This window comes from Limnohabitans curvus (assembly GCF_003063475.1).
GTDB classification, from domain to species: domain Bacteria; phylum Pseudomonadota; class Gammaproteobacteria; order Burkholderiales; family Burkholderiaceae_C; genus Limnohabitans; species Limnohabitans curvus.
Genome location: NZ_NESP01000001.1, coordinates 1,525,506 through 1,546,332, shown reverse-complemented (window position 1 = coordinate 1,546,332; position 20,827 = coordinate 1,525,506). Strand labels below are relative to the sequence as shown.

Genomic DNA, 20,827 nt, shown 5'->3' with positions numbered 1-20,827 from the left:
CTCGCATGAAAAAACGCCTGCTCATCTTGTCGCACGACAACAAAATTGGCGATGCCATTGTCGTGACGGGTCTGTTCAAACAATTGCATGCGCACTGGCCTGATTGCGACATCGGCGTGCTGTGTGGCGCCAGCAATGCGGCGCTGTACCGCCACCACCCCGAAGTGAAGTGGCTGCACGTGTCGGCAAGCCGCAATGTGTTTGCCCGCATGTGGGCGAGCCTCAAAGCACGGATGACGCGCTACGACATGGTGGTTCACTTTGGTCTAGACCTGGCCAACCCGTCTGTGCAAATTGTGTTGAACATGGTGAATGCCAAGCAGCGCTTTTTATTTTTGAAACACCCCACAAAACCCCTCCCCAATGATGTGGTGATGGAAGGCGATTGGGGCTACAGCACGCACGGCACGGCACAACACTATTCGGCGCGCCATCTGCGGTTTCTACAAACCCTAGGCGCCACGCCTGGCCCTTACCACTACGACATTCGCTTGGGCGAGCACACGGCGGCGGCCAAGCCTTCAGACACAGGCTTGCTGATGGTCGTCAACAGCCAAAGCAGCGCGGCGAACAAATCGTTCTCTCTGCCGTGGCTGCAACAGTTCGTGCATGCGGTTTATACACAGCACCCCCACATTCACATGCAACTGCTCAGCGCCAGCCCTGCGCTAGAAGTAGCGATGCATGAGATGTTCAACACACAAAGCGACCGCGTCCACGTGACCCCGTTTGCCGCCACGGTCACGCCCTCGCTGGCCAGCATTCAAAACGCAGATGTGGTGGTATCGCCCGACACCTACGCCGTGCATGCCGCCAGTGCTTGGAACAAGCCAGTGATTGCGCTGTACGAGCCCAGCGTGTTGTCGGTGGATTCATGGGAACCGTTGTCAGACACGTATGCCCAAATCATCGCCCCCACGGGGAAAGCGGTAAGCGACATTGGCGTCCCCGAGGTCATGAAGGCGCTGGCACACCTTCTGGCCAATCCGAAGTCACGCGAGCGCGTGTTCTTGAAATAAGTTCAGTTCTCGATCAGCAGCGCGCGCTGCTCGGGCGTCCACTTTTGCTCAAGCGCAATGAGCTTGTCTTTGTCCACAAAGGGTGGGTAACCGCCCTTCATGGTCAAGCGGATGTAGTGGTGGTTGAAGCAATCCAACGCGATGTGCATGGGGCGAATGTCACCCACCTCGCGTGCGCGCATGGCGGTGCGCAAAAACAAATCAAAGTCTGCGGCTTGTTGGGTTTCGTCCCAAGGGCCCAAGATGGCTAGCGCGCGGCGCGAGAACATCACGGTGTTGCCCACAAAGCCTTCCACGGCTTGATGCTTGAAACGCGTTTGACGGTCTTTGCAAAACGCCGCCCAGTTGCCATACATCCATTTGTGCATGAGCAGCAAACAGGTGCGCCCCGTGCCAAACAAGCCCACCAACCCACGGATACGGTTCCATCGGCGACGCAGCTTTTTGGTAGCCGCTTTGCTTTCGATGCGCTCGATACCGCAAGAGGTGATGACATCGAGCTGGTTGTGTTCAGCGTTTGCAATGAGCGTTTCATCCCACCCATCGCTCACGATGATGTCGTTGTTTAAGAACGCCAGCCACTCACCCTTGGCGATGGCAATGCCTTGGTTCTGCGACACAGGGTATGAATAGTTGCCGGAATTGCGAATCACACGTGCGCCGACCGATTCAAAAAAATCAGCGCTGGCATCGGTTGATGCGTTGTCGATGACGATGAGCTCAAACGAATGTTTGGTGTGCTTGACCAAGTTTTCCCAGTAAATCTGGTTCATCGGCAACTGGTTGTACACCGCTGTGATGATGCTGAGTTTGGGCTTTTGTTCAGACATGGTCAGGCTTTTAAAAATGAACTCAGAGCAAGCGGTAGACGCGCTCAGCCGACACGTCTTCTAAGCAACGCGTGTGGCCCAGCGGACACGTGCGTTCGTAACAAGGCGAACAGGCCAACGGAGGCTGGTAGTTGGCATCCACACGCAGCCACACCACGCGCGCACGCTCGTTCAAAGGTGGCGTGTGTTCAGGGCTGGACGAACCAAACACCGCCACTTGCGGCACACCAAACGCTGCGGCCACGTGCATGAGCCCGGAGTCGTTGCTGACCACACGGTGCGCGTAGGCAATCAACGCAAAGGCTTGCATCAAGTTGGTTTGACCTGCCAAGTTGAAACAATGACCGGGCTTTTTGGCATTGGCGGTGGTGGCAATTTCTTGGCAGATGTCGAACTCTTTGTTCGAACCCAACAAGAACACGGGGCGGTCAATCTTGCCCGCCAATTCAGCAAAGTGTTTGGCAGGCCAGCGTTTGGCGGGGCCGTATTCGGCGCCCGGCGCAAACACCACATAGCTGTGCTTGGCCAAGGTTGGCAGCGTGGGCATGTGGGTGGCCAGCTCTTCGAGCGCGTCGTCCATCACGCCCACCCCCACTTTGAGCACGGGGCGTAAATCGCCCACCAGCTTCATGGGCTTGCCGGGGTTTTGGCCCACCAAACTCAGCGCGGCATACCACTCGACCATGGGCGGGCGCTCTTCGGTTTGGGGGTTGTCTAAGCGATCGGTCAGCAGACCAAAACGCATTTCGCCGGTGTAGCCCACGCGCTTGGCGATGTTGGCCATCCAGGGCAGCAACGCGCTCTTCAGTGAGTTGGGGCACACATAGGCCACATCAAACTTGCCGCGCAACTGGCGGGCCAGTTTCAAGCGACCCATCAGTTGCAGGCCGCCGTGTTTGAACGGCATCTCAATCACTTCGGCCACGCCGGGCATCACACGGTAAACCGGTGCAATCCAAGGCAAGGCAGCGACAGTGAGGCGCTCGCCGCGCGCAGCCAAGCGGCGCAGCAAGGGTTCGGTCATCACCGCGTCCCCAATCCATTGGGGGGCGATGATGAGGGCGTTTTTAATGATGGCCGCCAACGTGCTCGCCAGCCTTGAGTTTGTAAACCGTGCCGCAATAAGGACACTTGGCTTCGCCGGTTTTAGCCACATCCAAGTAGACCTTGGGGTGGCTGTTCCAGAGTTTCATGTCAGCTTTGGGGCTGGGGCAAAACACGCCGCCTTGAGCGTTCAAATCTTTGGCTAAGAGTTCAACGGTGTTGCTCATTTTTTAAACCTTTGTCAACCAATGTGCGTACTTGGGATTGCGGCCATTGACGATGTCAAAGAACGCCGTTTGGATTTTTTCAGTGATCGGGCCACGGCTGCCCTCGCCCAATTGGATGCGGTCGAGTTCGCGGATGGGCGTGACTTCAGCGGCAGTGCCCGTGAAGAAGGCTTCGTCAGCGATGTAGATCTCGTCACGGGTGATGCGCTTTTGCACAATCTCAAGGCCCAAGTCTTTGGCAATGTGGAACACCGTGTTGCGGGTGATGCCGTTCAAAGCGCCAGCCGACAAGTCAGGCGTGTAGATGACGCCGTCTTTGACGACGAAGATGTTTTCGCCAGCGCCTTCAGACACAAAGCCCGAGGTGTCGAGCAACAAGGCTTCGTCGTAACCTTCGTCGGTCACTTCCATGTTGGCCAAGATGGAGTTGGTGTAGTTGCTCACCGCCTTGGCTTGCGTCATGGTGATGTTGACGTGGTGGCGGGTGTAGCTAGAGGTCTTCACGCGGATGCCGCGCTTCATGCCTTCTTCACCGAGGTAAGCACCCCAAGTCCAAGCAGCCACCATCACATGGATGTCATTGCCGCGAGGGCTGACGCCCAATTTTTTGTCGCCAATCCAAGTCAAGGGGCGGATGTAGCCGCTTTCTAAATTGTTTTCACGCACCACGGCACATTGCGCATTGTTGATTTGCTCTTTGGTGAAGGGCATGTTCATGCGCAAAATTTTGGCGCTGTTGAACAAGCGGTCGGTGTGCTCTTGCAAACGGAAGATGGCGGTGCCTTGCTCGGTTTTGTATGCGCGCACGCCTTCGAAGGCGCCGCAACCGTAGTGCAGGGTGTGGCTCAGCACATGGATCTTGGCATCGCGCCAATCGACCATCTGGCCGTCCATCCAGATTTTGCCGTCACGGTCAGACATGGATGATGGGATCACGACGCTCATGGGATTTCCTTTGGACTGATGATGTGGTTGTCGCCTGTTTCGGCGTAAGGGTTCATTTTAGCGAGCCTGACGAGGGGTCAGTCGTTGGCGGCGTGGGTCACGGGCTCAACGTCGGTGGCTTGGAACGGACGGTCTAGCGTCCAGCTCTGCAACTTGCCCTGCATAAACACGCAGCGCACCACCGATTGGCTGCCATCGCGCCAGCTGAACACCTCGGGCTGGGCGCCCTTTTCGGTCTCCAGCTGACCCAAGGCGCGGGTCATGGCGACGACGTGCATCAGGCTCACGCCCGCTTTGAGCTTGGCATTGAGCATGACGGCACTGTCCACAAAGCCAATGGGGCGGTTGCTGGCCCGCTTCATGATTTGCACCAAACGTGTGAAATACAGCAGCAGCCACATGACGCCGCCGGTCACCACCATGGCAATGCCCATCCAGCCCCAGCTTTGCCAAGCCCACGCCGTCAAGCCCACCGTGCCAATGGGCACCAAATATCTTTGAAAGTTCATGGGCTTATTGTCTCAGGCTCTCAAAGAGCCAGCTCAGTGCTGTGGATAACGCAAGGTCACTTGCAAACCGCCCAGGGCCTGGGATTGGCCTAATTCCACTTGAATGTGCTGCAACGTCGCGATGTGCCGCACGATGGACCAGCCCAAGCCGCTGCCCGTGGCTGACGTGCCCAACACGCGGAAAAACCGCTCGCCAAGGCGTGCCTTGTCCTCCGACGACAGGCCAGGGCCACCGTCTTGGACGGTCACCACCACGTGTTGCGCGTCTGCCCGATGCGCTTGAATACGCACGGTGGCGCCCTCAGGGCTGTAACGCAAAGCGTTGTCAATGAGGTTGCGCAGCAAGATCTGCCACAAGGTGCTTTGGCCGTTGACCTGCAGCGCGTCAGGCGCGAGCAGCTCTAGGGTTTGATGGCGTCGCAGCGCCTCAGGCGTGAGGTCGGCCATGATTTGTTGTGCCAACTGGTCTAAGCGGAAGGGTTCAGAAAGCACGTCTTGCGGGCCTTCCACACGGGCCAAGGTCAACAGTTGCTCAACCACGCGCGAAGCCCGGTCACAACCCAGCAAGGTGTCTTGCAACGCTTGTTGGCGAACTTGGTCGTTGCTTGCCGATGTGAGCGCCACTTGCGCTTGGGCACGAATGGCGGCAATCGGTGTGCGCAGCTCATGGGCAGCATCGGCGGTGAAGCGGCGCTCGGTTTCCATGCGCTGGGCCAAGCGTTGCAGCAAATCGTTGAGCGCGTCCAACATGGGCTGCACTTCTTGCGGGGTGTCGGGCAAGGCCACGGGCGCAAGGGTTTGGGTGTCACGCTTTAAGAGCACTTGTCGCAAGCGCTGCAAAGGTTGCAGGCCTGAGCGCACGTTCCACCACAAGCCAATCAACAGCAGCGGCAAGGCCATGGTGAGGGGCGGCAAAAAACCACGCAACACGGCACGCAAAATTTCGTCACGGCTGTCTACACGTTCGGCCACATAGATCTGCACATCGCGGGCGCGGCCAGGCGCGGCGAACACACGCCACGATTGACCGTCGGCCAAGATGATGGTCTCAAACCCCTCTGTGTGCTGAGCCATGGGCGTGTGCGCCACGTTGGGGGAGTGCATGACCAAGCGGTCTTCATGAAACACTTGGTAGGCCACGCGGTGCGCGTATTTGTGCAAGGTAGGCGCATCCAGCAAGGGCTCGTCATCGTCGGGCGTGACAGATTGCTGAACCACCAACAAGGCGGCCGACTGCGCCAGGTGGGCGTCGAGGAGCTCGTCCACCTCGTGCCGAGCTTCAAACCACACAAAAGCCGCAGTGGCGAACCACACCACCAGCACCGCACCCAAAGTGCGGGTGAGCAAGCGTTGTTGCAAAGAAAAGTGTTGGCGCATAGCTTTAAGGCATGACGATGTAACCCACACCGCGTACGGTGTCGATCAAGCCCGCGCCCATTTTGCGGCGCAGGTGGTGAATATGAACTTCGATGGTGTTGCTCTCCACCTCGTGGCCCCAGCGGTACAGGTGCTGTTCAAGCTGCTCGCGTGACAACACGCGGCCAGCGTTGAGCAACAAGGCTTGCAACAAATCAAACTCGCGGGTGGACAGGCTGATGGCGTCGCCATCGCGGCTCACCTGCCGTGCGCTGGGGTCCATCACCACGTTGCGAATTTGCAGCATGGCTTGTGTTTTACCGTGGGCGCGGCGCACCAAGGCATGCAGACGGGCGGCCAGCTCGTCCAAATCCACAGGCTTGATCACGTAATCGTCGGCCCCGAGGTTGAGGCCTTCGATGCGTTGGGCCACGGCATCACGTGCCGTCAGCACCAGCACGGGTGTGTCGATGCCACGCGCACGCACAGCTTTCAACACAGCCAAACCATCTTGTCGCGGCAAGCCAATGTCCAGCACCGCCGCTTGGTGCTGCGCGCTCAGCAGCTCTCGCTCGGCGGCCACCCCATCGCGCACCCAATCGACTTGGAAGCCGCGCTGGTCTAAGCCCGCACGCAGGCCGCTGCCTAGCAGCTCATCATCCTCGGCCAGAAGTATTCGCATAACCTCGCCACATGGGTCGCAGGGCTTGTGGGCCACGCCAGATGCGCAGCATCACCACCAACCCCACATGCACACACACCACAGCCATGGCCGCGTTGCCCAAGCCTTCGTGCAACTCTTGCAGGGCATCGTTCAACCAGCCATCGCCTAAAAGTTCATTGTAGGTAGCCCACCCGCTGGCAATGGCCACCGTGCAAAACGCATAAATGAACAGCACCGCAGCGCCCAGCACCCAACTGCTGGCCCCCACCCAAAAGTTACGCGTGAGCCATTCGCCTTGCTTGAGTTTGTTCAGCCACACGCGCCACATCGCGACACGACGCAGCAGCAAACCCCAACGTGCCGACGCAGGTCCCACCCACCCCCACACCAAGCGAAACGCCAACACCGCCGCCAAGCTGTAACCGCTGTAGACGTGTACCAAACGCCAATACTCAGACTCTGACGTGACATAAGACATGAGAAACGCCAGGGCCATGCTGGCGTGCGCCATGCGCGTGCCTAAATCGACCACGGGCTTCATTTTGGAATCCTCACGCGGTCTTCTTCAAAGTCACCTTGTGCTGCGTCGCGGTGGCAAGCGGTGCAATTGGCAGGGCTTTTGATGGACGCACGCTTGAAGGTGGCCGCACTCACCTCGCGGTGCTTGCGCTCAAACCACGCCGAGCGGGTGATGCGGTCTTGTGGCGGCTCCTCGCGCGCACGCTTGCCTTGGCCGCCGTGGGTTTGCAGCCAGGCATCGATTTGTTTTTGTGTGGCAACGTCTAACGAAGCGTCGCTGCCGTAGTGTTTGTCTAGCCCGTTCATCACGCGCTGCCATGAAGCTTTGGGTAGCAAGTTGGGTGGGAATGCCAAGTGGCAGCTGCCGCACTCTTGGGTATAGGTCGCGGGCGGCGTGAGACCTTTGTCGCTGCCAGCCCACGCTGATGTTGTCGTCAGCAAGACTGCGGCCACCATGCCGCGCATGAGGCGTATGAAACATACATGCATAAGAACCTCCATCAACGTAAGGTCATGAGCCAAGCCAACACATCGGCTTTTTCGACTGCCGTGCATTCACGCGCCAACACGTCTTTGCAATTGCGGCGGAACCACTTTTCAACTTTGGCACTGTCGGTGAAGCGTTTGGCGTTGGCCGCAGGCGCGAGTGGCTCAATGGTTTTGTCGGTACTCGCATGACGACCGCCCACCATCGGTGATTTGCCGTGGCAACTGGTGCACTGCCACTCTTGGCCATGGCTGGCTTTGAAAAACGTTTCACCGCGCGCGGCATTGGCAGGCTGGCCGGCTTGCGCGGTGTAGCCAGCCAACAACTCAGCGGGCGTGGCGGCCACCGCATGAAGCGACGTCAAGAGCAGTAAAGCAAAGAACTTTTGAAGCATGGTGTTGAACCTTTCAAAACCGATGCTAGTGAACGCGTCTTAGGGTTTTCTTAAGGCTGGTGCAGCTCTTCTTAAGACTGTCTTAATCTGTGGTCTGCACACTTTCATCATTCGTTAATGGTGGAGTTGGTATGTCACGTTCTGTTTTAAAACCACAAATAGTTGCCTTGCTGTTAGCCACTGCCGGCTTCCTCAGCGCATGTGGGGGTGGCGGCGGCGGAAGTGACAACGGTCACAGTGACGCCACATGGTCGACCAATCCGGCAGGCGCCGCCACGTTCAACGGCGCTGCCGCTGCCTACCAAGGTTCGATCAGCGGTTTGGGCTCAATTGTTGTCAACGGCGTGCGTTTTGAAACGACTGATTCCGTGGTTTACGACAGTGATGATTTCAGCACCAGCTATGACAGCAGTACACCCACCTTTAGCAGCCCACTGGCCTTAGGAATGACCGTTGCCTTGTTTGGGGATGTGGACGATGCACAAAGTTTGGGGCGTGCGGCACGCATTCGCATCGTAGGCGGTGTGCGCGGCACGATGAACGCCATCACGCCCACAGCCATTGATCTGTCAACTCAAATTGTGCAAATCAACGCTGCGACCACCTATGGCGGAACGTCCGATGGAACCTTGGCTGGCACCGCTGTGGCCACTTATGCAGATCTGGCAGCGCTGGCAAACACAAGTCCATTGCTCACCATGTATGGTCTTGCCCAAGCAGATGGCAGCTTCTTGGCGACACGCGTCGTTGTCACCCATGCATTGACTCATGCGCTGGATGTGGCCGTGCGCGGAACCATCACTGCGATTGTCGGAAGTAATTACACGATTCAGACCGGGGCGACTTCCAGCATCACCGTGAATTGCAACAGTTGCACCATTCAACCGACGGGCAACACGCCGGTGGTTGGCGATGCCATTCGTGCATTGGCTGCTGACAACACCAGCTGGAACGGCACAACGCTCACGGCAACACGTTTGCAGTTGGTCAATCCAGCCTATCTCACCCGCTTTAGTGGTGCACCCAGCACATCGACCTACGCCAAGATCAAAGGGATCGCGACACAAGCGAACGGCAATTGGTACGTTGGAGGTGTTCAAGTGAGTGGCGCCACATTGACTGCTAACACCATGTACGAAATCAAAGGCACATGGTCTGGGTCCGTCTTAGCGGCAACTCGCGTAGAAGTTGAAGGCCAGCGTAGCTTTACCGACAGCTATGGCCAAAACCTGACTTACTCTCACGAGTTCTATGGTGCCGTTAGCAACTTGAACGGCAACAGCTTTACCGTGCAAGGGGTAAATGTGAATGCGGGCTCTGCCTACTTCCCTGACGGCTCAGCGGCCAATCTCAGCAATGGCTCGTTTGTTGAAGTCAAAGGCAGCTACGTGAATGGCACCTTGAACGCGACAAAAGTAGAGATCAAATACGCATCCAGCAGCAATGCCAGCTCAGGTCGCGTGTTTGAGATGTACGGTCAGGTCGGCGGTTGGTCTGGCGTCAACAGTGCGTTTAGTTTGACCCGCTTTGGTGTCGTGTACACCGCACAAACGTCAGCCAATACACGCTTCAAATACGGCACACCCACTAACGGAAGCTATGTTGAAGTCAAAGGCTACATGGATGCCAGCAATGTCTTCCAAGTGATCAAACTAGAGCTGAAAAACGGTTACCACGATTACGACGATTGATGCGTTAACCCAACTCGCGCACCAAGCCAATCGCCTCATCCACCCGTTCCACCGCATGCACGGTCATGCCGGGGATGGGCTTTTTGGGTGCGTTGGCTTTGGGAATGACGGCCACGGTAAACCCAAGCTTGGCCGCCTCTTTCAAACGCTCTTGCCCACGCGGAGCGGGGCGCACTTCGCCTGCTAAGCCCACTTCGCCAAAGGCGATGAAGCCTTGCGGCAGTGGCTTGCCACGCAAGCTGCTTTGAATAGACAGTAAGACGGCCAAGTCGGCCGCGGGTTCGCTGATGCGCACGCCGCCGACGGCGTTGACAAACACATCTTGGTCCATGCACGCCACACCCGCGTGGCGATGCAAGACGGCCAGCAACATGGCCAAGCGGTCGCGGTCTAAGCCCACGCTCAAGCGGCGAGGTGAAGGGCCACCGCTATCCACCAAAGCTTGAATTTCAACCAACATGGGTCGCGTGCCTTCCAGCGTGACCAACACACAACTGCCGGGCACGGGCTCGGTGTGTTGGCTCAAGAAAATGGCGCTGGGGTTACTCACGCCCTTCAAGCCTTTTTCGGTCATCGCGAAGACGCCAATTTCGTTGACCGCACCAAAGCGGTTTTTGATGGCACGCACAAGTCGGTAAGTCGAATGTGTGTCGCCTTCAAAGTACAGCACCGTGTCCACCATGTGCTCCAACACACGCGGCCCAGCCAGTGCGCCCTCTTTGGTGACATGGCCCACCAACACCACAGCGGTGCCCGAAGACTTGGCCATGCGGGTGAGGTGTGACGCGCACTCGCGCACTTGCGCCACCGAGCCGGGGGCACTGGTGAGTTGATCGGAATAAACGGTTTGGATGGAGTCCATCACCACCACCGCCGGTTGAAGCTTGTCGACGGTGGCCAATATTTTTTCAAGCTGAGTTTCAGCCAGCACTTGCACTTGGCTGTGGTCCAGCCCCAAGCGGCGCGAGCGCAAGGCCACTTGCGCGGCAGACTCTTCGCCCGTCACATACAAAGTGCTCATGCCGCTGCGTTGCAGGCCGTCCATGGCTTGCAAAATCAACGTGGATTTGCCAATGCCGGGGTCGCCACCAATCAGCACCACACCGCCTTCCACCATGCCGCCGCCCAACACGCGGTCGAGTTCTTCTTGACCAGTGGGCGTGCGCGCCACGTCTTGCGCCTCAATGTCGGAGAGCACCGCCACTTCTGAAGCTGGGGCCAAGGCCGCCATGCCCGCGTAACGGTTTTTGGTGGGGCCGCTGCTGTCGACCGCCGTTTCAATCAGCGTGTTCCACGCGTTGCAACTGGGGCATTTGCCCAACCATTTGGCAGTGATGCCGCCGCAGTCGGTGCAGGTGTATTGGGTTTTTTCTTTGGCCATACGCCAATATTACTGGATAAATAGCCAGTGGTCTGGGCGGCGGAATTGAAACTTGTGAGAAGAAGTTGCGAGACACTTCAGACATGCCTCACCTCATCATCCAATACACCGCCCAGCTCGACGCCGAAACTGACATGGGCGAGCTTTGCCAAACCTTGAGCGCCACGATGTTGGCCGCCAAGCACCCCGACGGCCAAGCCGTGTTCCCGATCGGGGCCACGCGCGTGCTGGCGTTTGCCACATCACACGCCGTCATCGCGGATGGCAGCGGCGACTACGCCTATGTGTATCTGAACTTTCGCGTCGCCAAGGGCCGCACGCCCGAGATGATTGCGCAAGTGGGTCAGTCATTGTTGACCGCGACCCAAGCCCATTTCGCGGAAGTGTTTGCCCAGCGCCCCATCGGCATCACGCTGCAAATTGACGAAGGGCACGAGGTGTTCAACGCCGTCCACAATAATTTGCACCCTTTGTTCAGCAAACCTTGAAAACGCCCAGCCATGCAAACCCCCGAGAACCTATTTAAACAAGCCCTGCGCCACCAACAGCCACAAATCGGCTTGTGGATGGGCTTGGGCAGCACCGTGACCACTGACATTTGTGCGGGCGCAGGCTTTGACTGGTTGGTGATTGACGGCGAACACGGCCCCAACGACTTGACCACCTTGCTCGCACAGTTGCAGGTCGTGGCCGCCTATCCCAACTCACACCCTGTGGTGCGTGTGCCGCATGACAACGCGGCACTGCTCAAGCAAGTGCTGGACATTGGTGCCACCACGGTGTTGGTACCCATGGTGGACACGGCCGCGCAAGCCGCAGCCATTGTGAAAGCCTGCCGCTACCCGCAAGACGATGGCCAAGGCGGCATTCGTGGCATGGCGGGCACGCGCGCCTCACGTTGGGGCCGCTTCCCCAACTACGGCAAAGAGGCCAACGACCAAGTGTGTGTGTTGGTGCAAGCCGAAACCCGAGAAGCCTTGAAAAATCTGGATGCGATCGCTGCCACACCCGGCGTGGACGGTGTGTTCATTGGCCCGGCAGACTTGTCGGCCTCCATGGGACACATCGGCAACCCCAGCCACCCCGAAGTGCAAGCGGCCATCGTGGACGCGATTGCGCGCATTCGCCAAGCAGGCAAAGCGCCTGGCATTTTGATGGGTGACGAAGCGCTGGTGCGTCAGTATTTGTCACTGGGCGCTTTGTTTGTGGCGGTGGGTGTGGACGGCATGATTTTGTCGCGCCAAACCTCAGCCTTAGCGGCCAAGTACAAAGAAGGCTTGGGTGAAGTGAGCGCCGGCAAAGGCCCTTACTAAACGGCGATTCAGTCCTGCGTGAAGCCCACGCGGTTGGACACCGCGCACATCAGCTCATAGCCCACTGTGCCTGCAGCCTGTGCGACGTCATCGATCGGCAGCACCGTGCCGTTGCTGGCTTTGCCCCACAGCGTGACTTCGCTGCCAAAGCCAGCCTCATGACCTGTTTCAACGCAAGGCGTGAGGTCGACCGCAATCATGTCCATGCTCACGCGACCCAAGGTGCGGGTGCGCACACCGTCCACCAACACAGGCGTGCCTGTGGGGCAATGACGGGGATACCCATCGGCATAGCCGCAAGCCACCACGCCCAAGCGCATCGGTGCATCTGCTTTGAACGACGAGCCGTAACCCACGGTGTCGCCCGCTTGCAAGTCTTGCGTGGCAATGATGCGGCTGCGCAAACTCATGGTGGGTTGTAAATCCCACTGCGCGATGTTGCGCTCTGGAAAGTCGGGCGCACTGCCGTACAGCGCAATGCCGGGGCGGACCCAATCGGCAGCCACCGCCGTATCGCCAGCGTGACGCAACAAGCCCGCGCTGTTGCAGGTGCTGCGCTCGCCGGGCAAGTCTTCGGTGGTTTTGGTGAACGTGGCGATTTGTTCGGCAATGCCTTTGGGGCCATCGGCATCACTGAAGTGGGTAATGAGTGAAATCTCATCCACTTGTGGCAACTGGTTCAAGCGTGTCCACGCCGAACGAAAACGCGTGGGCGTGAACCCCAGACGGTTCATGCCGCTGTTCATTTTGAGGAATATTCGGTGCGGCACTTGGGTTTTGTGACGGCTGAGCATGTCAATTTGCTCGTCGCAATGCACGGTGTGCCACAGGTCTAGACGCGAGCAAAGCTCTAAATCGCGAGACTCAAAAACGCCTTCCAGCAACAGCACCGGTCCGCGCCAGCCCAAGCTGCGTAGGCGTTGCGCCTCATCGAGGTCTAACAACGCAAAGCCGTCGGCCCCTCGCAAACCTTCAAACACACGCTCAATGCCATGGCCATACGCATTGGCTTTGACCACGGCCCACACGCGAGCGTCGGGTGCTGCGGCGCGCATGCGCGCCAAGTTATGACGCAAAGCGTCGGTGTGAACAAAGGCTTGTATCGGACGGGGCATGGTCAATATTGTGGCACCCGCGTGATATAACCTTGGGTAGATACAGAAGAAAGAAGAATCAGCAGGCTCGCAGTACGCTGCGAGCTGCCAGACCCATCCATGAAGCGCGGTTTTTACACCATCATGTCGGCCCAATTTTTCAGTTCGTTGGCCGACAACGCACTGTTTGTCACAGCCGTCGAATTACTGAAATCAGATGGCGCCGCCGAATGGCAGCGCGCTGCTCTGGTGCCTATGTTTGCCCTGTTCTACGTGGTGTTGGCCCCGTTCGTGGGCGCATTTGCCGACTCACGACCAAAGGGCGAAGTCATGCTCATGAGCAACACCATCAAAGTGGTAGGTTGCTTGATGATGCTGTTTGGCGTGCATCCTTTGCTGGCTTATGCCGTCGTTGGCTTGGGCGCTGCGGCGTATTCGCCGGCCAAGTACGGCATCCTGACCGAGCTGCTGCCTGCGTCGCAGTTGGTCAAAGCCAACGGTTGGATTGAAGGTTTGACCATCACCTCCATCATCTTGGGCGTGTTGCTGGGCGGCCAATTGGTGGGGCCAAATTTGTCAGCTTGGTTGTTGTCGTTTGATTTGCCATTCGTCACCACGGGTGTGGACACCTCGGCTGAGGCCGCGATTTGTTTGTTGATTCCTCTGTATGCCTTGGCGGCTTGGTTCAACAAGCGCATTCCTTACACCGGCGCGGCGTTGATTCCGATGCGCCTGGACCCCGAAAAAACCATGGCGCGCAACCTCTTGGCGCTGGTGCCCGACTTCTGGCATTGCAACCAACGCTTGTGGCACGACAAGCTGGGCCAAATTTCTTTGGCCACCACCACCTTGTTCTGGGGCGTGAGCGGCAATCTGCGCTACATCGTGCTGGCTTGGAGCGCTGCCGCTTTGGGCTACACCACCACACAAGCCTCTAGCTTGGTGGGTGTGGTGGCCATCGGCACGGCCGTGGGTGCAGTGGTGGCGTCCATGAAGATGCGACTCGACCACGCCACACGCCTCATGCCTTTGGGCATCGCCATGGGCTGCTTTGTGGTGGCGATGAACTTCATCGACAACCTCTGGCTGGCTGTGCCCTTCCTCATTGTCTTGGGGGGCTTGGGCGGCTTTTTGGTAGTGCCCATGAATGCGCTGCTGCAACACCGCGGTCACAACCTCATGGGTGCGGGCCGTTCGATTGCGGTACAAAACCTGAACGAACAACTGTGTATTTTGGGCCTGGGCTTTTTGTACACCTTCAGCACGGGCATGGGGCTCAGCGCCTTTGGTGCCATCACCGCCTTCGGCACGTTGGTGGGTTATGTGATGTGGCTCATCAAGTTGTGGCACGAACACAACCACAAACACCACCGTGAAGAACTTGCACGTTTGATGCACATCGCGCGCAACGACGACTTGCACGGTTAAGTTTTGACCACACGCCCCCTGCTGGCCGTGTTGGCATTGGCCCTCAACGCTTTGGTGTGGGGCCTGTCTTGGTGGCCACTGCGCCAACTCGATGCCGACGGCCTTCACCCCTTATGGACCACAGCCGCGGTGTTTATCTTGGCCACGGTGGTACTTATCTTTATCAGCCCTTCAAGCTGGCGGTACTTCAAGCAACACCCGCAACTTTGGTGGCTCATGGCTGCCTCGGGTCTTACGAACGTCGGCTTTAACTGGGCCGTCACAACGGGCGATGTGGTGCGCGTGGTGTTGCTGTTTTATCTCATGCCCACATGGTCGTTGTTGCTGGCTTGGTGGCTGCTGGGCGAACGGCCTACGCGTGGCGCATTGATGCGTTTGGGTTTGGCATTGCTGGGCGTGGTGCTGGTGCTCAAAACGCCCGAATCTGCTTGGCCTCTGCCGCAAGATTTGTCCGACGTGTTGGCACTGCTAGGCGGTTTTTGTTTTGCACTCACCAATATTTGGCTGCTGCGTTTGCAACACACACCAGAGTCCGCGCGCATGGTCGCCATGTTCAGCGGTGGCGCCCTGATGGCGGTGGCCTGCGCGGTGCTGGCAACAGCGGCGGGCGTGGTTCCCACCGCCCAAGTGTTTGCAGTGCCGCTTGAAAGCCATGGTGTGTCAGGCCTTCTCACTTGGCTCACCGACGCTTTCGTGACGCAACAAGTGGCGACATGGGCACCTTGGGTTTTGGGTTTGAGCGCGGCTTTTTTGGTGTCTAACTTTGCGCTGCAATACGGCGCCGCCCGCTTGAGTGCGCACACCACCGCGATGGTGATGATGTCGGAAGTCGTGTTTGCCAGCGTGTCCTCGGTGGCACTAGGGGCATCGACGCTGACGTGGCGCGTGGGCCTGGGTGGCGGCATGATTGTGTTGGCTGCGCTGCTGGCATCGCAAGCGCACACCGACAAAAACCACGCTTGATTGACTTTAAGTGCCTCGCTTTCGCGTGCAGGCACTTGCTTTGCAAGGCTTCGCCAATGACCACTTTGACCGACTTCACCGCCAACCGCATTGACGGCACACCTTTGTCGTTTGCTGACCTGAAAGGCCAAGTGCTGCTCATCGTCAACACCGCCAGCGCTTGCGGGTTCACGCCGCAGTTTGAAGGCTTAGAGGCACTGCACAAAACCTATGGCTCGCAAGGCTTGGCCGTCATTGGTTTTCCGTGCAACCAGTTTGGCGCGCAAGACCCGGGGAGCAATGTCGAGATTGGTGCCTTCTGCCAACGCAACTACGGCGTGAGCTTTGCAATGATGGAAAAAGTAGACGTGAATGGCGACAACGCGCACCCGCTGTTCAAGTGGCTCAAAGCAGAAGCGCCCGGCGTCTTGGGCAGCGAAGCCATTAAGTGGAACTTCACCAAGTTCTTGGTGGGCAAAGACGGGCGCGTGCTCAAGCGCTATGCGTCGATGGATGCGCCACCCAAGCTGGGGAAAGACATTGAGGCCGCCCTAGCCTCGTGAACTAGGTTTAGTTCAACGCCTCATCCAGCACTTCCACCCAATGCTTCACCGGCACATCGGTGCCGCTTTGCAGATGGGTGATGCAGCCCACGTTGGCACTCAAAATGGCTTTGGGCTTGAGCGCATCGAGGTGGCCCAGCTTGCGGTCACGCAAGGTGGTGCTGATCTCAGGATTGAGCACGCTGTAAGTGCCTGCTGAGCCGCAGCACAAATGCGATTCGGTGTTGGCCACTTGAATGGCAAAGCCCAACTCGGCCAAATGTGTCTCCACACCGCCCTTGAGCTTTTGGCCGTGCTGCAAAGTGCAAGGGGGGTGGAAGGCTTGCATGCCGGCGTTGGCCAACACGTGGGCTTTCAACTTGGGCTTGAGCACCGGCACCAACTCGGGCAACAACTCGCTCAAATCTTGGGTGAGTTCGCTGATGCGCTTGGCTTTGGCTGCATAAAGGGCATCGTCTTTGAGCACGTGGCCGTAGTCTTTCACCATCACGCCGCAGCCAGAGGCGTTCATCACGATGGCCTCCACGCCTTGTTCAACAAAGGGCCACCAAGCGTCGATGTTGTTGCGCATGTGAACCATGCCGCCGTCTTGGTCGTTCAAGTGGAATTTCACCGCACCACAGCAACCGGCTTCGGGCGCCACGATGGTTTGAATGCCCGCCGCATTCAACACACGCGCCGTGGCGGTGTTGATGTTGGGCAGCATGGCGGGTTGTACGCAGCCTGCGAGCATCAGCACTTTGCGAGCGTGGGTTTGGGTGGGCCACACCACGCCATTGCGTTCTGCCGTTTGGGGCGCTGGCACTTTGGCTTTGAGCTTGGCAGGCAACACACCGCGCACGGCTTGGCCCAGCTTCATGGCAGGTGCAAACAACGGCGAAGGTAAGCCTTCTTTCAAGGCCCAGCGCAACAGGCGCTCGCCCATAGGGCGCTGCACTTGGGCGTCCACCACTTTGCGGCCCACGTCCACCAAGTGGCCGTATTGCACACCGCTGGGGCAGGTGCTTTCGCAGTTGCGACAGGTCAGGCAACGGTCCAAGTGCTGTTGCGTAGCGCGCGTGGGCGTGGCACCTTCAAACACTTGTTTCATCAAATAGATGCGCCCACGCGGGCCGTCTAGCTCATCACCCAACAGTTGATACGTGGGGCACGTCGCCGTGCAAAAACCGCAGTGCACGCACTTGCGCAAGATGGCTTCGGCTGCTTCGCCTTCGGGCGTGCCGACGTATTGGGGGGCCAGGTTGGTTTGCATGTGAGGCTCTGAGTTTTAAGTGCGACCGGGGTTGAAGATGCCCGCTGGGTCAAACTGTTTTTTGAGTTCGTTTTGAATGCGTTGTTGCACGGCATTGAGTGGGGTGTACACGCCCACTTGCTTGTCGACATCGCCCAAGGTTTGGCGGCTCGCCGTGCTGGTGCGAAACAAGGTGGCGTGACCGCCTGCTTTCACCGCCGCGTCGCGCACTTGGGTGGCTGCCGAGGCAGGTGCCCACAACCAACGCTGTGCGCCGTGCCATTCGATGTATTGCGCACACGCGATGCCGCTCACACGCACGTCGAGCACAGGGGCCGTTTGCGGCACGCTCAAGCGCCACAAGCAGTCGTGTTCGCTAGGTGCTTTGAAGAAATCCAACGTTTGCTCGCCACTGGCTGTCCAATCGGCGGCCACATCTGCGTGGTCCATGCGCGTGACTTGCGCGCCCAAGGCTTGCACGTCGGCACTCATCTTGATCACAGCAGCGTCTACGGCAGCCAAGGCACCGCGCAGGCGCACAAAGAAAAAGTCTTGCGCGGGTGATGCAGTGGTGTCGTGCACCCACGCGCTGGCATTGAGTGGCAGCGGCTGACCGCCCCATTGGTTGATGAGTTTCAAAGCTTGCGCTTGGCTCACACCCGCGCACACCAAGGTGGCTTCGCCGGGGGCCACGGGCAGCACTTTCAAAGACACTTCAGTAATCAAGCCCAACTGGCCCCAGCTGCCGGCCAGCAAACGCGACACGTCGTAGCCCGCCACGTTCTTCATCACTTGGCCGCCGAAGGTGAGGTGTTCGCCTTTGCCGTTGATCACGCGGGCGCCCAACACAAAGTCACGCACCGTGCCCACACTGGCGCGGGCCGGGCCACTCAGGCCTGCGGCGACCATGCCGCCAATCGTGGCGCCTTCGCCAAAGTGCGGCGGCTCGAACGCAAAGCTTTGGCCTTTTTCAGCCAACGCAGCTTCCACCTCGGCCAGCGGCGTGCCGCAGCGCACGGTGATGACCAGCTCGCTCGGCTCGTAGCTCAAGATGCCGCTGTAGGCACGGGTGTCGAGCACCTCGCCTTGCAGGGACTGGCCTAAAAAGTCTTTGGTGCCGCCGCCGCGCAAGCGCAAAGCCTTGCCCGTTTGGGAGGCTTGCAGAATGCGGTCGGTGAAATGTTGAAGGGTGTGTTGCAGTGTGTCTTGCATGGCGGTCATGTTAGCCGCTAGGTCTGGCGCTGGTTTTGAATTTTTTGCACAGCTCTGTCAAAAATCGTTCGCCCACAAAAAAGCCCGCCCTGATTTCTCAGGAGCGGGCTGTGAAGTCCAAGGAGATCTTGAAGTACTTGAAAAATTAACGGTGGTAGGCAGTTTCGCCGTGTGAGCTGATGTCGAGGCCTTCGCGCTCTTCTTCTTCGCTGACACGCAGACCCAAAACCATGTCCACAATTTTGTAGGCGATGTAAGACACCACACCCGACCAAACAATGGTGGTCACCACAGCTTCCAACTGGATCAGCACTTGGCCGCCGATGGAATACTCTGGGCTCACGGCGTTGGCAACGTAGTCAAAAATGCCCGTGCCGCCGAGGGATGGCGCAGCAAACACGCCGGTCAACAACGCACCCACAATGCCGCCCACGCCGTGGACGCCGAACACGTCGAGTGAATCGTCAGCGCCCAAGAGGCGTTTCAGACCGTTCACACCCCACAGACACAAGAAGCCACCCGCAGCACCGATCACGATGGCACCCATGGGGCCCACGAAACCGCAAGCTGGGGTGATTGCCACCAAGCCAGCCACAGCACCAGAAGCCGCGCCCAACATAGAGGCCTTGCCTTTAGACAATGCTTCACCTGCAATCCAAGCCAGGGTCGCAGCAGCCGTCGCCACCAAGGTGTTCACGAAAGCGAGGGCAGCAACACCGTTGGCTTCCAGGTTAGAGCCGGCGTTGAAACCGAACCAACCCACCCACAAGAGAGATGCGCCAACCATGGTCAACGTCAAGCTGTGAGGCGCCATGGATTCTTTGCCGTAGCCTGTGCGTTTGCCGATCACGTATGCGCCGACCAAACCAGCCACCGCAGCGTTGATGTGCACCACAGTACCGCCAGCGAAGTCCAAAGCACCCTTGGCCCACAACCAGCCAGCAGCGGCCGTCACAGTTTCCAAGGTCGCAGCGTCCGTGATGGCGTCTGGGCCGTCCCAATACCAAACCATGTGGGCCACGGGCAAGTAGCTGAACGTGAACCAGATGGTGCAGAACAACAACACAGCCGAGAAGCGCACACGCTCAGCAAATGCACCCACGATCAAGGCACAGGTGATGGCTGCGAATGTGGCTTGGAACGCCACGAATGACAGTTCAGGAATCACAACACCTTTGCTGAACGTGGCAGCAACGGAGTCAGGCGTGATGGTGGCCAAGAACAACTTGTCAAAGCCGCCGAAGAACGGTGAACCGCCAGAGAACGCCAAGGTGTAGCCGTAGACAACCCACAACACATAAATGAGTGAGCTCACGACAAACACTTGCATCAGCACTGACAGCATGTTCTTGCTGCGGACCAAACCGCCGTAGAACAGGGCCAAACCTGGGATGGTCATCAAGATCACCAACAGGGTGGACACAGTCATCCAAGCGGTGTCGCCTTTGTTAGGCACAGGTGCGGGGGCTGCAGTGGCAGCCGTTGCGGCAGCAGCGGGCGCTGCGGCAGGGGCTGTGACTTTGACGTCAGCAGCAGGGGCAGTTTGTGCCATCGCGGCGGTGCCGCCAAGCAGCAAACCAAACCCGAGGGCCAGAGAGGCTAGAAATTTTTTCATGATGCGTCTTCTTTCTTAAAGCGCTTCCACGCCGGTTTCGCCGGTACGGATGCGGACAACTTGTTCGAGGTCGTAAACAAAAATCTTGCCGTCGCCGATTTTTCCGGTACGGGCAGAACCTTCGATGGCTTCGATGGCGCGGTCAACGTGTTCAGCGTCAACGGCGGCTTCAATCTTGACCTTTGGCAAGAAGTCAACCACGTACTCAGCACCGCGATACAACTCGGTATGGCCTTTCTGACGGCCGAAGCCTTTGACTTCAGTAACAGTGATGCCTTGCACACCAATTTGAGAGAGGGCCTCGCGGACCTCATCCAACTTGAATGGCTTGATGATGGCGGTGATGAGTTTCATGGTTGCTCC

Annotated in this window: 23 protein-coding genes; 7 read left to right on the top strand and 16 right to left on the bottom strand. The window is 58.3% G+C overall.

Translation table 11 applies throughout. The annotated features are described in order from the left end of the window. Positions 1-5 precede the first annotated feature (5 nt). Positions 6-1,019, top strand: coding sequence for a glycosyltransferase family 9 protein (locus tag B9Z44_RS07680; RefSeq protein ID WP_108402107.1), 1,014 nt, complete (start codon positions 6-8; stop codon positions 1,017-1,019). Between the two features lie 2 nt (positions 1,020-1,021). Here the strand turns inward: B9Z44_RS07680 and B9Z44_RS07675 are convergent, their stop codons facing one another. The 10 genes from B9Z44_RS07675 to B9Z44_RS07630 all read right to left on the bottom strand — a co-directional run bounded on the left by B9Z44_RS07675 (position 1,022) and on the right by B9Z44_RS07630 (position 7,994). Next, positions 1,022-1,849: a glycosyltransferase family 2 protein gene (locus B9Z44_RS07675; RefSeq protein WP_108402106.1), complete on the bottom strand. Its 828-nt coding sequence runs from the start codon at positions 1,847-1,849 to the stop codon at positions 1,022-1,024. A 22-nt stretch (positions 1,850-1,871) separates the two neighbouring features. Further along, positions 1,872-2,921, bottom strand: a complete 1,050-nt coding sequence (waaF, locus tag B9Z44_RS07670) for a lipopolysaccharide heptosyltransferase II (protein WP_108402853.1) — start codon at positions 2,919-2,921, stop codon at positions 1,872-1,874. After that, complete coding sequence (locus tag B9Z44_RS07665) at positions 2,917-3,120, bottom strand: zinc-finger domain-containing protein (protein WP_108359540.1); 204 nt, start codon at positions 3,118-3,120, stop codon at positions 2,917-2,919. Before B9Z44_RS07665 ends, waaF begins: the two co-directional genes overlap by 5 nt. Before the next feature lie 3 nt (positions 3,121-3,123). Further along, positions 3,124-4,065, bottom strand: coding sequence for a branched-chain amino acid transaminase (locus B9Z44_RS07660; RefSeq protein ID WP_108402105.1), 942 nt, complete (start codon positions 4,063-4,065; stop codon positions 3,124-3,126). A 77-nt stretch (positions 4,066-4,142) separates the two neighbouring features. Beyond that, positions 4,143-4,574 (bottom strand): glycerate kinase, encoded by a 432-nt coding sequence (locus B9Z44_RS07655; protein WP_108402104.1) that lies wholly within the window; start codon positions 4,572-4,574, stop codon positions 4,143-4,145. Between the two features lie 33 nt (positions 4,575-4,607). Further along, positions 4,608-5,951: an ATP-binding protein gene (locus B9Z44_RS07650; protein WP_108359537.1), complete on the bottom strand. Its 1,344-nt coding sequence runs from the start codon at positions 5,949-5,951 to the stop codon at positions 4,608-4,610. A 4-nt stretch (positions 5,952-5,955) separates the two neighbouring features. Then, positions 5,956-6,612 carry a winged helix-turn-helix domain-containing protein gene (locus tag B9Z44_RS07645; protein WP_108402103.1) on the bottom strand — a complete coding sequence of 219 codons (657 nt, stop codon included), beginning with the start codon at positions 6,610-6,612 and terminating at the stop codon, positions 5,956-5,958. Further along, complete coding sequence (locus tag B9Z44_RS07640; protein ID WP_108402102.1) at positions 6,587-7,135, bottom strand: cytochrome b/b6 domain-containing protein; 549 nt, start codon at positions 7,133-7,135, stop codon at positions 6,587-6,589. The genes B9Z44_RS07645 and B9Z44_RS07640 overlap by 26 nt, the downstream gene beginning before the upstream one ends. After that, positions 7,132-7,602: a diheme cytochrome c gene (locus B9Z44_RS07635; RefSeq protein WP_108402101.1), complete on the bottom strand. Its 471-nt coding sequence runs from the start codon at positions 7,600-7,602 to the stop codon at positions 7,132-7,134. Before B9Z44_RS07635 ends, B9Z44_RS07640 begins: the two co-directional genes overlap by 4 nt. Before the next feature lie 11 nt (positions 7,603-7,613). Continuing rightward, entirely contained in the window at positions 7,614-7,994 is a 381-nt protein-coding gene (locus B9Z44_RS07630) for a DUF1924 domain-containing protein (RefSeq protein WP_108402100.1), read from the bottom strand. A gap of 131 nt (positions 7,995-8,125) precedes the next feature. On the opposite strand from B9Z44_RS07630, the gene B9Z44_RS07625 reads away from it, so the two are divergent. Continuing rightward, positions 8,126-9,685: a DUF5666 domain-containing protein gene (locus tag B9Z44_RS07625; RefSeq protein ID WP_108402099.1), complete on the top strand. Its 1,560-nt coding sequence runs from the start codon at positions 8,126-8,128 to the stop codon at positions 9,683-9,685. Between the two features lie 4 nt (positions 9,686-9,689). Here the strand turns inward: B9Z44_RS07625 and radA are convergent, their stop codons facing one another. Continuing rightward, positions 9,690-11,066 carry a DNA repair protein RadA gene (gene radA, locus B9Z44_RS07620; RefSeq protein ID WP_108402098.1) on the bottom strand — a complete coding sequence of 459 codons (1,377 nt, stop codon included), beginning with the start codon at positions 11,064-11,066 and terminating at the stop codon, positions 9,690-9,692. Positions 11,067-11,149: 83 nt separating this feature from the next. Here radA and B9Z44_RS07615 point away from each other — a divergent pair, with 83 nt between their 5' ends. Both B9Z44_RS07615 and B9Z44_RS07610 read left to right on the top strand, forming a co-directional pair. Beyond that, entirely contained in the window at positions 11,150-11,554 is a 405-nt protein-coding gene (locus tag B9Z44_RS07615; RefSeq protein WP_108402097.1) for a 5-carboxymethyl-2-hydroxymuconate isomerase, read from the top strand. 12 nt (positions 11,555-11,566) lie between these two features. Then, positions 11,567-12,379 (top strand): aldolase/citrate lyase family protein, encoded by an 813-nt coding sequence (locus B9Z44_RS07610; protein ID WP_108402096.1) that lies wholly within the window; start codon positions 11,567-11,569, stop codon positions 12,377-12,379. 8 nt (positions 12,380-12,387) lie between these two features. Here B9Z44_RS07610 and alr read toward each other — a convergent pair whose 3' ends face one another. After that, a complete protein-coding gene (gene alr, locus B9Z44_RS07605) occupies positions 12,388-13,494 on the bottom strand; it encodes an alanine racemase (protein WP_108402095.1) in 1,107 nt (368 codons plus the stop codon). A gap of 99 nt (positions 13,495-13,593) precedes the next feature. On the opposite strand from alr, the gene lplT reads away from it, so the two are divergent. Genes lplT through B9Z44_RS07590 form a run of 3 tightly spaced genes read left to right on the top strand, consistent with a single transcriptional unit; the run spans position 13,594 to position 16,406 of the window. Then, positions 13,594-14,901 (top strand): lysophospholipid transporter LplT, encoded by a 1,308-nt coding sequence (gene lplT / locus B9Z44_RS07600; RefSeq protein ID WP_108359527.1) that lies wholly within the window; start codon positions 13,594-13,596, stop codon positions 14,899-14,901. 3 nt (positions 14,902-14,904) lie between these two features. Beyond that, positions 14,905-15,864 (top strand): DMT family transporter, encoded by a 960-nt coding sequence (locus B9Z44_RS07595; protein ID WP_108402094.1) that lies wholly within the window; start codon positions 14,905-14,907, stop codon positions 15,862-15,864. Positions 15,865-15,920: 56 nt separating this feature from the next. Then, a complete protein-coding gene (locus tag B9Z44_RS07590; RefSeq protein WP_108402093.1) occupies positions 15,921-16,406 on the top strand; it encodes a glutathione peroxidase in 486 nt (161 codons plus the stop codon). 7 nt (positions 16,407-16,413) lie between these two features. Here the strand turns inward: B9Z44_RS07590 and glcF are convergent, their stop codons facing one another. The 4 genes from glcF to B9Z44_RS07570 form a co-directional block, all read right to left on the bottom strand. Further along, positions 16,414-17,658 carry a glycolate oxidase subunit GlcF gene (glcF, locus tag B9Z44_RS07585; protein WP_108402092.1) on the bottom strand — a complete coding sequence of 415 codons (1,245 nt, stop codon included), beginning with the start codon at positions 17,656-17,658 and terminating at the stop codon, positions 16,414-16,416. 15 nt (positions 17,659-17,673) lie between these two features. Continuing rightward, positions 17,674-18,858, bottom strand: coding sequence for a glycolate oxidase subunit GlcE (glcE, locus tag B9Z44_RS07580; protein ID WP_245912784.1), 1,185 nt, complete (start codon positions 18,856-18,858; stop codon positions 17,674-17,676). Between the two features lie 136 nt (positions 18,859-18,994). Continuing rightward, positions 18,995-20,464 carry an ammonium transporter gene (locus B9Z44_RS07575; protein WP_108359523.1) on the bottom strand — a complete coding sequence of 490 codons (1,470 nt, stop codon included), beginning with the start codon at positions 20,462-20,464 and terminating at the stop codon, positions 18,995-18,997. Positions 20,465-20,479: 15 nt separating this feature from the next. Next, a complete protein-coding gene (locus B9Z44_RS07570; RefSeq protein ID WP_108359522.1) occupies positions 20,480-20,818 on the bottom strand; it encodes a P-II family nitrogen regulator in 339 nt (112 codons plus the stop codon). Positions 20,819-20,827 lie beyond the last annotated feature (9 nt).